Below are 13059 nucleotides of genomic sequence, written 5' to 3' on the forward strand. Positions count from 1 at the left end.
GTGTTTATGACTCGTTTAAGTTGTATTTCATGATAGCGCCATGCTTACCTGTTTTGTCACGCTCCAGTTCATAAAAAGGCCCGTGCGGTCCTTTACTTTGCTTGGTTATCTCAGCAATTGCTTTCAGATCGTCATCATCCAAAGAGAAACCATCTAGGTTTTTTAGACTGTTCAGGTGATTGGTGTTTCGAGCGCCGACAATGACTGATGCCACCATTGGTTTTTGCAGCACATATTTACTGGCAACCTCGGCAATGCCAACATGGTATTTATTGGCAATGGTTTTCACTGTCTTCAGTAGCTCTTGAAATAAATCGTAACCGCCAAATTCATCAATGATCAATCTGTATTTTGTCAACGAACGGTTTTCATGAGGTTGTGTTGGGTCTGATGCACCTAAATAACGGTCACTGAGAAACCCCCCAGCAACAGCGCCATAACATAAATACGGTATGTTGTGTTTTTGCGCCAAAGCAGTCATGTCATTTTCCACGCGCCTGTCCATTAGGGAGTACTGCACTTGGTTGGTGGTGATTTCAACACCAGCATCAATCAATTCTTGAATTCTTTGTGTGTCAAAATTGGTGATACCAATGTATTTTATTTTTCCTTTTTTCTGCAATTCAGATAAGTGTAGGGCTGTATCTATGTATCCTGGAAATTGATAATCCCACCACGCAAACTGAACCAGATCCAATTGTTCAACCTTGAGTCGTTTAAGTGATCGATCAATGATCTTTTCGGTGTCTTTTTTCTTTAAAGTGGCCAATGCAGAATAATCAGGCACATATTTCGTGTGAATTTGAATAGGCGGCAAATCGCCTGCTCGAAATTCATCTCGATACTTTTGTCTGAACTTGCCAATGAGTTCCTCCACACCAGTATAAATATCTGCACAATCAAAAGTTGTGATTCCAGCCTTGACGAATTCGCGCATATCTTCTAGCGCCTTTTTTTCGTCAATTTGCCCATGGCCACCTGCGAGGTGCCAACCACCTTTAATGACTTTTGAAATGGAGTAGCCTGGTCTTATTTCGATGCGTTGCATGGGTTAATTGGGTGCAGTTAAAGCAAAGATTTCGTAAAACTCGTCGATTGGAATGGGTCCTGCTTTCATGATCGTGTCCATGAAAAGTTTTAGCTCGAATTTATTTCCCAGTCGCTTTTGCTCAGCATGCCATAATTTTCTGAATTGGCTGCCTCCGAGAAAGTAGGATGTCAGTTGCATCGGTGAATTCATGATTCTTCCCCAGAGACTCTTGGCAAACTGAGGGGCAAGTAATGATGTTTCCGTTGAAAACTCCATGACTTGCTCTTGGCTCCATCCATTGCAATGTACTTGCATTGAGGTGTATGCCCTATTTGCATTCTCAAGACGTTTACGCAAATGCGCTAAATAGGTCAAGTGATTCTCTTTTTCCCAGCCAGCATCAAGCAGTACTTTTTCTGTGAATGTCGCCCAGCCCTCTATATAAGTGCCGTAGGGAAACAGTAAACGGGTGGGGTGAGCCGTTTCCCGACTTATTTTTAACTGCATGTAGTGACCAGGAAATAACTCATGTATCACAATCATGCGATTGAAAGGTTTATTGAATGATGCCCAGAAGTCAATTTGTTCTTGTTTTGGCAGTGTTTCTGGAATAGAAGGTAAATTCAATGTGGTGATTGGATTCGGGTCAAAAGGTGGCGCACTCGCTACCCAACCAATTCTGGCAGCTGGGCCAGCACTTTCAGGAGCTGTTATGATGCGTAATGTGTTGTTCTTTGGTAACGTCGCTATTTCATTTTTTTCAATGAAGTCAACTGCTGCTTTGGAGAGTTGATGCCAAAACTGAAGATAATCCTCAGCGTTTAAAGGCGCATCCTTTTCCATGTCACCGAGTGCTTTTGCTGTCAGCGCATTGTAATTATCAGGAATGGGTTCATTCGGATAGGTCGCTTTTAAATACGTTTTTGCAACTTCGCCAATCAACCCTCTGACTATTTCAATTTCTTCCAGTGCCATTTTAGCCAGTTCTTCTGGAGTCAATTCGCTGTCTGTGTATAATTTCAATCTTCTGGCATACTCATCGTAACCAATGATTTTCTTCGGTTTTAAGGCATTTGTGCTGAGTTTTCCTGTTGCCAATGTATGAAGTTCGTCCAGACTCTTGATTGCGTTTTGTAATTTTAAGTTGAAGCCTTGGCAATTAAAATTTGAAAATTCGCTTTTGAGTGTTTGCTGTAAATCATTTTGGTAAAACGCCAAAGTCGCACTGAGGTTTGTAATGCCTGTGGTTAAATCATCCTCGGCAACCCTATTGAGGTTGTTTTGTGCCGCTTGACTCAACTTGGTTACTTGCTGCAGGCGTTGACATACCAAATCGAATTTTTCAGGAATAAGTAAATAATCTGCTTTTAATACTGGATCAATGGCACCAGCAATACGTGTTGTGTATAACTGCAGTGAGCTTTGTTGCAATGACAATTTTTTCCACTGGTCTATTTCTGACAGAACTTGAATACGCAACAAACGGGCATCAATGGCATTGATATCGGCATCTGATTTTGAAAGCGCTGATAAAAATTGTTGATTGAATCCAAGCCACTTTTCAATGTTTTGGCTGGAAAAATCTTCAAATTGAAAAATGGAGGCATGAATGCCTTTTGACAGTGATTTTGATGGGTAGAACTTTTTCCATTCATTGATGTATGTTTCATCAAGGCCATGTGACCACGTTGTGGTGCTGAGGAAAAAAAGCAGTGCAAAAAGTATTTTTTTTGAGGGTTTCATTTTAGGTGCGATTTCTATTGTCTTAGCGCGTGGACAAAATAAACCTATCGACTTCAATCTTCCAACTGAGACTGGGCAAAATCTACATCCATGGCTTGTAAGGCATCCAAAGGTTCAATTTCAGCGGCTCGTTCATAATAAGCTGTGGCATCATTCATGCCTTTATCACCTTTGAGCAATAATATGGCATTGCCAGCTTCTATCAAGTTTATGGCATTAGGGACCAGCTCCAGCGATTGTTTGATGTGTTTTTGTGCGGTTTTGGCATTGGCGCCATAAGTCAAACCACCCAATGTCGCACCCACTTTGTCGATGATTTCAGCATGGTACATGGCCAGTGCTAAATGTGCTTCTGCATGATTGGGTTGGTCATCTAATACTTTTGTCAGTAAGTTTTTAACTTTACTGCCTAATCCTTTGGCCAAGGCCTTGGTAACAGAAATAGATTGGGAGTAACGACCCATGGCCAGTGCTGTGGTGAATTGGGCGTTGCTATCACCCTCATCAACATCCTCGCCCAATAAATAAGCTTCTTCAAGTAAAGCCGTACAAACATCTTCGTCTTCACAAATGTAATCAGTGTATGCGACCACCGCACGTTGGACCACAGGTATGCCCTCTGCACCTAAAGTCAAACCCGCTTCAGCAGCTGCAGCATAATGGCCATTATGAAACAGTAGCCATGCAGCGCGAACATCCTCGCTGGGTAGGTCTGCTAAGTCAGCTGCATGTAATTGTGGCCAAACTTCAGTGAGGTCATCATCACTTAAGGTTCTAATGAATTGTGAATCGGTTTTTTCCCAGTCAGTTGTTTTCATGTTTTTTAGCTTGTTTTTGATTTTTTTTAAATAAATTGTGGCTTTAGTGTGTTTACTCTACAACTGATTATTACTATACCCACATCATCAATAAAACACAACTTACATGAGGTGTAACCATGAATACAAAACAAATTAAAGAATCAGCAAAAAATGCAGTATTGGCCGGATTGGGTGTTGTTTCAATCGCACAGAAAGAAGCCACTAAAGTTTATGACCAAACAGCCAAGAAAACCAACAAGTTTTACGACACTTTAGTTAAAGAAGGTAAAACATTAGAGAAGAAGTCAAAAAAATCAGTTGACCAAATCACTAACAAAGCTGAAAGCAGAATCAACAAGTACCGTGAGTTGGCTTCTAAGCAATTCAACAAAATCGAAAACGTTTTCGAATCTAAAGTTGAAGTTGCACTGAACAAGTTGGACATTCCTACTTCTGATGACTTGAATGGTCTGAGCAAACGCGTAGACACGTTGATCAAAGAAATCAAAAAGATTGATAAAAAAGCTGCCTAATTAGCGCTTAATCAATCGCGAGTTTTGAACCTCGTCCCCCAGCAGCAGCCAAGGAAGGTTGCTGTTTTTGTTTGTGCATCATATATAACTAAACCCTGCCATTGAAAATTACCATTCACCCACCCATCCAGAACTGGTTTGCTAGCTGAGTGCAGAGCCCACTTAACAGCAGTAAAGGTTCGTTATTTTAGATGAATTGAATCAGAACAGTGCTTGCTTTGAGACAATCACGCCATTGTTGTCGCTGTAAAGCCAGTTGCCAGATTCGATGGTTTGGCCGGCAAAAGTCACTGCTAGATTTAAATCGCCGAACCCACGCTTCTCAGTTTTGACTGGAATGGTATTCACGGCCTTGACGCCTAGGTCCAAAGCGGCTATTTCATCACAATCTCGAATACAACCATAAATCAGTAGACCAGACCAACCATTTTTCATGGCGTTTTCAGCTATCATATCGCCCAGCAATGCACGGCGTAAAGAGCCGCCGCCATCAACCACCATAACGCGTTGCTTGCCGGGTTCTGCGGCCAATTGTTTGACCAAGGAATTGTCTTCATGGCATTTGATGGTGATGACTTCGCCACAAAAAGCAGTGCGTCCACCATAATTGGTAAAAATAGGATCTAAAACCTTAACTTCATTGGGGTGGTCGTCGCAAAGATCAGGGGTTGAGAAGTTTGACATGTTGGTTCACAAAACCATCATTGTACCTCGCCATAATTATCAGGTACAGGTGGTAAAAAGTAAAAATCATGTCTCAGTGCCATTGGTGCACCCATCACTTGGGTCACAGGAGAGGCCAATTCTCCCTTGAAAAAAAATAAAACCACGCCATAATAACCTTGATTAACATACTGAGTATTTCATGTCTTTACAACTGACCCAACAAGCAGCTGACAGGATCCTGCATTTTTTAACGCTTGATGATGATGCCGTTGGTTTTCGTGTATCAGTTAAGAAAATGGGCTGTTCTGGTTGGGGTTATGACGTGGAATTGGCGCATCAAGTCAAAGGTGATGAAATCACCATGGAAGACAAAGGTGTCACCCTGATCGTGCCACAAAGTGCGCTTGATAAAGTCGAAGGTACGGTGATTGATTATGAAAAACAAGGCATCAATCAAATTTTCGTCTATAAAAACCCCAATGCCACGGGCTCTTGCGGCTGCGGTGAAAGTTTCACCACCAATTGACCATTAACCACAGCTTGATATGGCTTGGCTGATTCTGGGCCTGCCAGCATTGTTGATGATGATGGCTTTGCCATAGTCTGACCCACGGTTGTCACAAAATCTGATGGTTAAATTGGTTCCTGCCGCAAAACCCACCTGATTAAAGCGGATGTGCTGTCGATAGATCGAGGATTTGGCCTCTAAGCCTGCAGTCATGTTGTTTTCATTCAGTAACATCTGATCACCATGATCAAACCTTCTGTTGCGGTTCTTATCAATGAAAACCATCCATCCAAGATGCCATTGGCTGTCACCATCACATTCATTGAAACTGTTTGTGGCACATAAGATGACATGCTGATTAAGGATGATGCTTTGGTTGCGGGCAAAGCTGATAGTTGCTGCCAGTCGGTTGATTTCGCTGGTCATGGATTGCGCTTGTTTGAAGTTAAGGTAATTGGGAACTGCATAAGCACTTAAGATCGAGAGGATACTTAATGTGATGATTAATTCAATGAATGTAAAACCTTTGTTGTGTTGTTGAAACATCAGTAATTCCTTTTATATGAACGGACCTTTGACATTATGGTCAACTGGCGCCGAGTAAACTTCAGTGAAGTTCTTAAATTTTTGTCTATTTTTTCGCACAACATGCGAGCTTCTCCTCAGCTAAAATCAACCATCTCGGTTGATAAGGCTGACGGTGCGCCCTATAATCAAACTTCATAATAACAATCAGGTAAAAAACATGGCAAGAGGTATAAATAAAGTCATTTTAGTCGGTAACCTGGGCAATGACCCAGAGGTGCGATACACCCCCGCAGGCGCGGCGGTCACCACCATATCAATAGCAACCACTGAAAGTTGGAAAGACAAGGAAGGTAACAAACAAGAAAAAACGGAATGGCACCGAGTGGTGTTTTTCAGCCGTTTGGCTGAAATTGCTGGCGAGTACCTGAAAAAAGGCAGCCAGGTTTACATCGAAGGTAAACTGCGAACCAACAAATGGCAGGATCAAAACGGTCAAGACCGCTACACCACTGAAGTGCTGGCCAACGAAATGCAAATGCTCGGTGGTCGTGCCGGTGATTCGAGTCAAGGCGGTTTCGGCGGTGGCGGCATGCCATCAGCACCCAGACCGAATAACAACAACAAGCCACAGCAAAACCAAAATCAACAACCTAATTTTGATGATTTTGATGATGAAATTCCCTTCTGATTTTAATTCAGTATTTGTACATTATTAAAAAAGCCTCAATTAATTTGAGGTTTTTTTGGTTTTGGTGTCATGAATTTTTTTCGTTCAACGTAATTAGATACATCAGAACGGAGAAAATACCATGAAAAATTTAAAAGTCGTAACGTTGATTGTGGGCTTGTTTTTGGCCAGTTGGACGCAGGCTGCCACCTTGTATGTGGGTGTGGGCGCACAATGTAATGCCTCTAATCACTACGATAATTTGGCTTTGGCTTTATTAGAGGCGGCTGTTAACGGTTCTCAAAACGATGAAATCAGGTTGACCAATACAGTCAACTACATCGGTGGTGCCGACGGCGATAATGTGCTGACTGATTTTAACCCAGCCAACCGCGGTGAATTGACCATTGTAGGGGGGTTCGCCAATTGTAACTCAGTTAGCAGCAGCGGAATCACCAGTATCGGTGGCAGTGTTGGAGCGGTTTTTGATCTCATTGGCCAGTCTGTTGTGACTTTACGCAATTTACAATTAACAGGTTCACAAAACCGCGGTTTGGTAGTTCGAGAGGGCTCATCAGTTTTCCTGGAATCCAGTGATGTATCAACCAATGTCGCGGGCATTCGAGTTCTAGGTGGTGGTTATGTCTCGGTTGATGAATTCAGTTCGATTTCAAGTAATGGCGATCTTGATGACATTCCCAAAGGCGGCGGAATTTGGTGTTTTGAGAATAATTCAGTGGTTAACGTGGCTGGTTCTGTGGCTAATAACCAAGCCGTAGAGGGTGGTAACATTCATGTTGAAAGTGGTTGTTCAGTGATTTTAGAAGCTGGTGCTGAAATCAAAGGTGACCGATTTGGTGGCTTTACCTACAGTGCTCAATTTGGCGGTGGCATCATGATCAATGACGGTGGTGAATTATTTGCCGGCGGTGGCATGGAGCGGGTGTTAATCACCGATCACAGGGCTGTTCTTGATGGTGGTGGGATTTATGTTCGTGGCACAGGCAGGGCCACATTAATTAATACCTACATAGCAGGCAATGTTACAGAGCGAGACGGTGCTGGTCTTTTTGCTATTGATGGGGGAACTGTTACCGAGCAAGTCTTAATGGACAGGGCGAATACATGCCCAAACCTAATCAGTTGTTCAGAATTTGAAAATAACACGTTTACAAACAATGTGGTGCACATTGAAAATTCTAAAGTAAGAATCCAACGAACACTGTTTGATCGCAATCAGTATTTTTTTAACACATTTGATTTCAACGGACTGGTCACTGTGATTCAAGGAGGCGTGTTACAAATGAGTCACAGTAACATGATAAATAATGAAGCCCATTTTTTGATTGAAAACTTTTCCAACTCTGAACTTTCACATATTACTGCTGTTGATAACTACACCAATGGTGAGTCTGGCGGGATTGAAGATTCATTTGTGTGGTTTTCAAGTTTAGGCAATCTGCGTTTTGAAAACTCCATATTTCAAGATACTCAGGGTGGCATGAATGCCCCAACCACCTCGCCAAATATTTCTGGTAAATGTAACTTGATTGACAACAGCAATGACTGGCCAGTGGGTTCATTCACCATCGGCACAGCCATGTTCAATAATGTGCCAGGCGGTGATGCCAGACAATTGGCCAGCTCAGATGGGGTGGATATGTGCCAACAAGACACTTTTGCATGGAGCATCGATCGTGACATCGAATATCAAGTTTCCCCAGTCAATGAGGCCACCAACCCCCAAGGCGATCCCGGTGAGTCAGGCGGTTTATATGATGCAGGCTTTGATGAAGTTTATGACAACATAGGCGATGATGAATTTTTGTTGACGGTACAAAAAGAGGGCTCAGGTGAGGGTTTTGTCATCAGTGACCCGTTAGGGATTTCTTGTGGTTCAGATTGTACTGAAGTGGTTTTCAATGGCACCTTGGTAACGCTGAGCGCCACAGCCACAGGCAACAGCGAATTCATTGGCTGGCGCAGTTGTCCTTTAGTCAATGGCAGCAATGAATGCTTGATCAGTGTCACCGAAAGTACCACGGTATTCGCTGAATTTCAGCCAGATGATTTAATCTTTAGTGACAACTTTGAGTGAATAACAACTTAATTTTATGTCAAGGTGCATTGATCAATTGCCATTGAGCTCTTTCAGTCTATTTTGAGTTTTATCGTAGTTGAGGCCATGCACCTTGAGGGTGTCGCTGACTTTTGTAATCAATGCTTTTGCTGCTGATATCTCTTGCATTTCAATCAGTAAAGTTGCACGTTCAAGTTCGGCATTTAAGTAGAGTTCATCAGTTGCGCTGTAGATTGATGACAGGTATTGGGTCCATTGTTCTAAAAATTGTTTAGCGGCCTCATAATCTTGCAAAGCAAAATGGCTTTTACCAATCAAGTAAAGTGATCTGGCATGGTTGTTTTTGTTACCTTCGGTCCAGTTGTTGATGTGATTGAGGTTATGTATCAGTGCCTTTTGATGATCATTGGCCATAAAATACACACGGCCCAAAATACTTTCTGAATGGTTGACTAAGTCTGCATTTTCAGCAAAGTGTTGTTGCATCAAGCTGAAATTTTCGAGCGCATGAGACACCGCTTTTTCATACATACCTGATTGACCGTAAGTCAGAGCCAAGGCCATTTTTGTATACAATGTGGTGCGGCTGGTGAGGCCGTATTGTTGTTTTTCATATGCATAAATTTCCTCCAGAACAGGCAGTGCTTCATGTGGCCGATTGTTGGCATTGAGAATCACTGCCAGATTGGCTTTGGCATCCATCGCCTCTGGATGCAGCGGTGAAAATATTTCAGTTAACATTTCAGCCGCTGCGCTGAGTTGATTGATTGCTGGTTCAGCCGCTCCCAGATAATGGTGAACCACGCCTTGGTTGCTCAATGCTTGGGCCAAGCCCTCACTGCTGTCACCATAGCGTTCACGGTATATGGATTCACTTATTTTTGCACTTGCCAATGCTTCTTTCAATTCACCATCAAGACGTTGAAATACCGATAAGGCGTTGTAGCCCAGTCCCACATACGGATGCGTGTCGCCTAAGATCTTTTTATAAGTTTCGATGTTTTGTGCAGTGAGGTTTTTGGCATCAGCGTAGCGACCAGCGATGTCTAGGTACTGGACCAAATCACTGTTTAGGCCCAAATTAAAAACATTGGTATCAGGCAGTGGATGTGATTGTTTCAATGCTTCAATGATTTTAATTGATTCTTCCGCTTCCCCTTTGAGGTAATACATTTCTGCCAATAGGGTTCGATTTTTTAAATAATGTTCTGAGGTGTCATTCATTTCCTGCAGATGGTCATACAGCGCAAAAGCCTCTTGGTGTTTGCCTGCTTGCGATAATAGATTGATTTTAATGCGTAAAAATTCGGCCTGAAGAATGACACCAAAACCACTGATGTTGGTACGATTTATCAGTTCGTTGACTTGTTCAATTTCACCGGCATGGAAAAGAAATTCAGCCAATCTGACTGTGGCCGATGGTTCATTGGGTTTGAGAGACAAAGCCTGTTCAATCAAAGCCACTGCCTCGGGGTAGAACCCCAACTTACCATGGGCAATGGCCAGTGACTCATACAATTCAAATTTAATTTGATCGTCCATGTCATCATCTTGATTGATTTTGCTGGCGGCAATGCGTAATAACTCTTGACCAGAAATATCAATGCCTTGAGCTGTATTGGGGTCGGTGATGCTGAAGGAATTGAGCATGAATTGTTTCACTGCCTGGGCTTTTTTCGCTTCAAGTTTGATGGCTTTGTTTTGGACACTCAGTGCAATTACTGCAACAAGCAGTGTCAAACTCAAGGCCAAAGATGTGGTGAACAATGCCGTTCGTCGTTCGGCAAAGCGGCGCAAACGATACCACCACGTATCTGGTGTGGCAGTGACTGGTTTTTGTGCCAGCCAATCATTCAAGTCTTCTTCAAAGGCATTCATGCTGCGGTAGCGTGATTCTGGTGCAGTTTTCAATGCTTTTGTGAGGACATTGATTAAATCTTGGTCGGTCAAATGCTGTTGCAGTAAATGCCTGACATGAGATTCATCCTCGGAACATGATTTAAGCATGCGATTGCGCGGAAACGGTAGGCTGGCTGTCAATAACTGCACCGCCACAGCCGCCAGCGAATAGATGTCAGAAGTCACATCGACCCGTTCAGAATTGATTTGTTCGGGTGCTGCGAAAGAGGGTGTCAGCGCCAGAAGGGTGTCCTTGGCTTGGTTGCTTTTATCAGTTTCGGGCGCAATCAATTTAGCGATGCCAAAATCCAGCAATTTGACGTGTCCATTCGGATTAACCATCAGGTTCGAGGGTTTGATGTCTCGATGAATAATCAAATGATTATGGGCATGTTGCAATGCTTGGGCTGCCTGTATGACCAGTTTGATGACGGCTTTGGCTTTGAGTTTGTTTTTGCTCACATATTCATCAATACTCAAACCCTCATCAAGCAGTTCCATGACCAAAAACGCAGCTCCCTCTGGGGTGCTTTGGCCGTGGTGAAAGTCAACGATGTGTGGATGCGAAAGGTCAGCCAAAATGTCTTGTTCTGCTTTGAATTTAGCTAAGATAAGTGGTGATTGATTGGCGATGTTAAAAATTTTTATGGCCACTGGCTTTTGACTTTCGCTGTCAGTCCGTTTGGCCTTAAAAACCAACGACATGCCGCCCGTTCCAATTTGTTGGACCAATTCATAACCACCAAGCTGCATGCCGGCACGCCATTGGTTGTTCATGGATTGATTGAAATGCTGCGCCACCTTCTGATCAAAAAACTCGCTGGACTGTTCGCTGTTGGTAATCAGGCTTTTGACCAGATTGAGTACTTCATGATCCAAATCATCGTAGGTGTTCAGTTGTGACATGGCTTCATCAATGGTCATGTCTGCCAGTGCTTCATAGATTTGATTGGCTTGTTTTAGTTTTTCAAGTTTCATGGTTTTTTTCTATCAGCGTGAGCATCAAGGCTTTGACTTGGGTCCATTGGCGAATGATTTGTCGCTCTGACAAATCAAAAATTTCAGCCAATTCCTTGAAAGTAAAATTGAACAAAACTTTTTGTTGGAACAACTCAGCCAAATGGGGCTTGATTTCAGCCAGCGTATCAATCAAACGATCAATTTCAAGCAAGTCAGTCTCAATATTCGGCATCCCTATGAGTTGAGACAGCTGATCATAATTTAATTGGCCTTGTCTTTTTTGCCGGTTTTTGGCTCTGATTTGATCAATCATGAATCGGCGCATGGCTTTGGCCAGATAATTCAGTAAGTGTCTGCGGTCTTGGTGTTGAATCGATTCTGCTTGCACCAGCTTGATGTAGCATTCATGTGCCAAGACGGTGGCACTGATGGTTTGGTTGTTGTGTAGTTGTGACAGTTGGTGATTGGCAATGGCTTTGATGTCGTTGTATAGCAACTCATAAACTTGATTAATCTGAGCTTTATCATCAGGCTTTAGTTGTTGTAATAAGATTGTTATTTGACCCGTTTGCATACATTGATTGTAACTGAAGTTAAATATTAAGCCCAGTTGTTGCATGCATGGTGCTGTCTGAATGAATAAAAATGTGAAACGACACACGAATGTCTTGTTGACATGCCTTTGTTAATTCTAGAACCTCTGCGTCTGCTCATGGTCTATAGTAAGAACATGGGCTTTGGAGTCACAATATGCTGAAACGCAGGCAATTTAACCTAATTATGAGCCAGTTACCTTGGTTGCTGGCGGCCAATGGCACCCTGACTTCAGTCGATGCCAAAACAATTGATGAACTTCCAAAAATTGGCATGGGAACCTGGATTACCTTTGATCATGATCCTGCCACTGCTGATTTGAATCATTTCAAGGCAATACTCAATGCATTTTTTACTGCTGGAGGCTGCATGATTGACTCATCCCCGATGTATGGTTTTGCTCAAGCGCTATTGGGTAAGGTGTTATCTAAAAGCCAATATGAAGCGTTATTTGCTGCCACCAAAGTCTGGACTCCTGGGAAACAACTGGGTGTTGAACAGATGGAACAATCGATTGCGCTTTGGGGACAAGGTCAAATGGATTTGATGTATGTACACAATCTTTTGGACTGGCAAACTCATTTACCCACTCTTAGGGATTGGCAAGCCGCAGGCCGCATCAAAAATTATGGTGTCACCACCTCTCATGGTAGACGGCACGCTGAGTTGATAAAAATCATGCAGCATGAGCCTTTGGATTATGTGCAGTTTACTTACAACATAATGGATCGAGAAGCAGAACAGTATTTATTACCATTGGCGGCGGAAAAAGGGGTCAAAGCAGTGATTAACAGGCCATTTCAAGGTGGTGGCTTGTTCGCTCGTGTAAGGGGGCATTCATTGCCATCATGGGCCAGTGAAATTGAATGCAAAACATGGGCCCAGTTTTTTCTTAAATTCATTATTTCGCACCCGGCCGTTACTTGTGCGATACCAGCTACCAGTCAGCTTAATCACATGAAAGATAATATGATGGCGTTGAAAGGCGCTTTGCCTGATGCATCAATGAGGGTGAAAATGGTGGCTTATTTTGAGCAAATTTAATGGCTTT

At 42.8% G+C, this 13059-nt stretch carries 12 protein-coding genes; 5 read left to right on the forward strand and 7 right to left on the reverse strand.

From position 1 onward, the window contains the following. Positions 1–4 precede the first annotated feature (4 nt). Genes QNI24_RS09015 through QNI24_RS09025 form a run of 3 tightly spaced genes read right to left on the reverse strand, consistent with a single transcriptional unit; the run spans position 5 to position 3591 of the window. A complete protein-coding gene (locus QNI24_RS09015) occupies positions 5–1048 on the reverse strand; it encodes an aldo/keto reductase (RefSeq protein WP_267176368.1) in 1044 nt (347 codons plus the stop codon). A gap of 3 nt (positions 1049–1051) precedes the next feature. Beyond that, positions 1052–2773 carry a DUF885 family protein gene (locus QNI24_RS09020; protein ID WP_267176369.1) on the reverse strand — a complete coding sequence of 574 codons (1722 nt, stop codon included), beginning with the start codon at positions 2771–2773 and terminating at the stop codon, positions 1052–1054. Positions 2774–2826: 53 nt separating this feature from the next. Continuing rightward, positions 2827–3591, reverse strand: coding sequence for a hypothetical protein (locus tag QNI24_RS09025; RefSeq protein WP_267176370.1), 765 nt, complete (start codon positions 3589–3591; stop codon positions 2827–2829). A gap of 119 nt (positions 3592–3710) precedes the next feature. Between QNI24_RS09025 and QNI24_RS09030 the strand changes: the two genes are divergently transcribed. Further along, entirely contained in the window at positions 3711–4106 is a 396-nt protein-coding gene (locus tag QNI24_RS09030; RefSeq protein ID WP_267176371.1) for a phasin family protein, read from the forward strand. A 201-nt stretch (positions 4107–4307) separates the two neighbouring features. Here QNI24_RS09030 and rraA read toward each other — a convergent pair whose 3' ends face one another. Continuing rightward, entirely contained in the window at positions 4308–4790 is a 483-nt protein-coding gene (rraA, locus tag QNI24_RS09035; protein ID WP_267176372.1) for a ribonuclease E activity regulator RraA, read from the reverse strand. Positions 4791–4971: 181 nt separating this feature from the next. Here rraA and QNI24_RS09040 point away from each other — a divergent pair, with 181 nt between their 5' ends. After that, the gene (locus QNI24_RS09040; RefSeq protein ID WP_267176373.1) at positions 4972–5298 is read left to right on the forward strand and encodes a HesB/IscA family protein; all 327 of its coding nucleotides are present in this window, start codon (positions 4972–4974) and stop codon (positions 5296–5298) included. A 3-nt stretch (positions 5299–5301) separates the two neighbouring features. On the opposite strand, the gene QNI24_RS09045 is transcribed toward QNI24_RS09040, so the two are convergent. Continuing rightward, positions 5302–5826: a GspH/FimT family pseudopilin gene (locus QNI24_RS09045; protein WP_267176374.1), complete on the reverse strand. Its 525-nt coding sequence runs from the start codon at positions 5824–5826 to the stop codon at positions 5302–5304. A 199-nt stretch (positions 5827–6025) separates the two neighbouring features. Between QNI24_RS09045 and ssb the strand changes: the two genes are divergently transcribed. Both ssb and QNI24_RS09055 read left to right on the forward strand, forming a co-directional pair. Further along, the gene (ssb, locus tag QNI24_RS09050; protein ID WP_267176375.1) at positions 6026–6496 is read left to right on the forward strand and encodes a single-stranded DNA-binding protein; all 471 of its coding nucleotides are present in this window, start codon (positions 6026–6028) and stop codon (positions 6494–6496) included. A 121-nt stretch (positions 6497–6617) separates the two neighbouring features. Next, positions 6618–8573, forward strand: coding sequence for a hypothetical protein (locus tag QNI24_RS09055; protein ID WP_267176376.1), 1956 nt, complete (start codon positions 6618–6620; stop codon positions 8571–8573). A 33-nt stretch (positions 8574–8606) separates the two neighbouring features. Here the strand turns inward: QNI24_RS09055 and QNI24_RS09060 are convergent, their stop codons facing one another. Then, positions 8607–11432, reverse strand: a complete 2826-nt coding sequence (locus QNI24_RS09060) for a serine/threonine-protein kinase (RefSeq protein WP_267176377.1) — start codon at positions 11430–11432, stop codon at positions 8607–8609. After that, on the reverse strand, positions 11422–12033 hold the full coding sequence (locus tag QNI24_RS09065) for an ECF-type sigma factor (RefSeq protein WP_283708641.1): 612 nt from the start codon (positions 12031–12033) through the stop codon (positions 11422–11424). The genes QNI24_RS09060 and QNI24_RS09065 overlap by 11 nt, the downstream gene beginning before the upstream one ends. A gap of 161 nt (positions 12034–12194) precedes the next feature. On the opposite strand from QNI24_RS09065, the gene QNI24_RS09070 reads away from it, so the two are divergent. Then, positions 12195–13052: an aldo/keto reductase gene (locus QNI24_RS09070; RefSeq protein WP_267176379.1), complete on the forward strand. Its 858-nt coding sequence runs from the start codon at positions 12195–12197 to the stop codon at positions 13050–13052. The last annotated feature ends 7 nt before the right edge of the window (positions 13053–13059 follow it).

This window comes from Marinicella marina (assembly GCF_030065545.1).
Classification (GTDB): domain Bacteria; phylum Pseudomonadota; class Gammaproteobacteria; order Xanthomonadales; family Marinicellaceae; genus Marinicella; species Marinicella marina.

Excerpts from the sequence above, each read along its gene's own strand:
- QNI24_RS09015 (WP_267176368.1), bottom strand. The coding sequence starts at position 1,048 with ATGCAACGCATCGAAATAAGACCAGGCTACTCCATTTCAAAAGTCATT.
- QNI24_RS09070 (WP_267176379.1), top strand. The coding sequence starts at position 12,195 with ATGAGCCAGTTACCTTGGTTGCTGGCGGCCAATGGCACCCTGACTTCA.
- ssb (WP_267176375.1), top strand. The coding sequence starts at position 6,026 with ATGGCAAGAGGTATAAATAAAGTCATTTTAGTCGGTAACCTGGGCAAT.
- QNI24_RS09025 (WP_267176370.1), bottom strand. The coding sequence starts at position 3,591 with ATGAAAACAACTGACTGGGAAAAAACCGATTCACAATTCATTAGAACC.
- QNI24_RS09030 (WP_267176371.1), top strand. The coding sequence starts at position 3,711 with ATGAATACAAAACAAATTAAAGAATCAGCAAAAAATGCAGTATTGGCC.
- rraA (WP_267176372.1), bottom strand. The coding sequence starts at position 4,790 with ATGTCAAACTTCTCAACCCCTGATCTTTGCGACGACCACCCCAATGAA.
- QNI24_RS09055 (WP_267176376.1), top strand. The coding sequence starts at position 6,618 with ATGAAAAATTTAAAAGTCGTAACGTTGATTGTGGGCTTGTTTTTGGCC.
- QNI24_RS09020 (WP_267176369.1), bottom strand. The coding sequence starts at position 2,773 with ATGAAACCCTCAAAAAAAATACTTTTTGCACTGCTTTTTTTCCTCAGC.
- QNI24_RS09060 (WP_267176377.1), bottom strand. The coding sequence starts at position 11,432 with ATGAAACTTGAAAAACTAAAACAAGCCAATCAAATCTATGAAGCACTG.
- QNI24_RS09045 (WP_267176374.1), bottom strand. The coding sequence starts at position 5,826 with ATGTTTCAACAACACAACAAAGGTTTTACATTCATTGAATTAATCATC.
- QNI24_RS09065 (WP_283708641.1), bottom strand. The coding sequence starts at position 12,033 with ATGCAACAACTGGGCTTAATATTTAACTTCAGTTACAATCAATGTATG.
- QNI24_RS09040 (WP_267176373.1), top strand. The coding sequence starts at position 4,972 with ATGTCTTTACAACTGACCCAACAAGCAGCTGACAGGATCCTGCATTTT.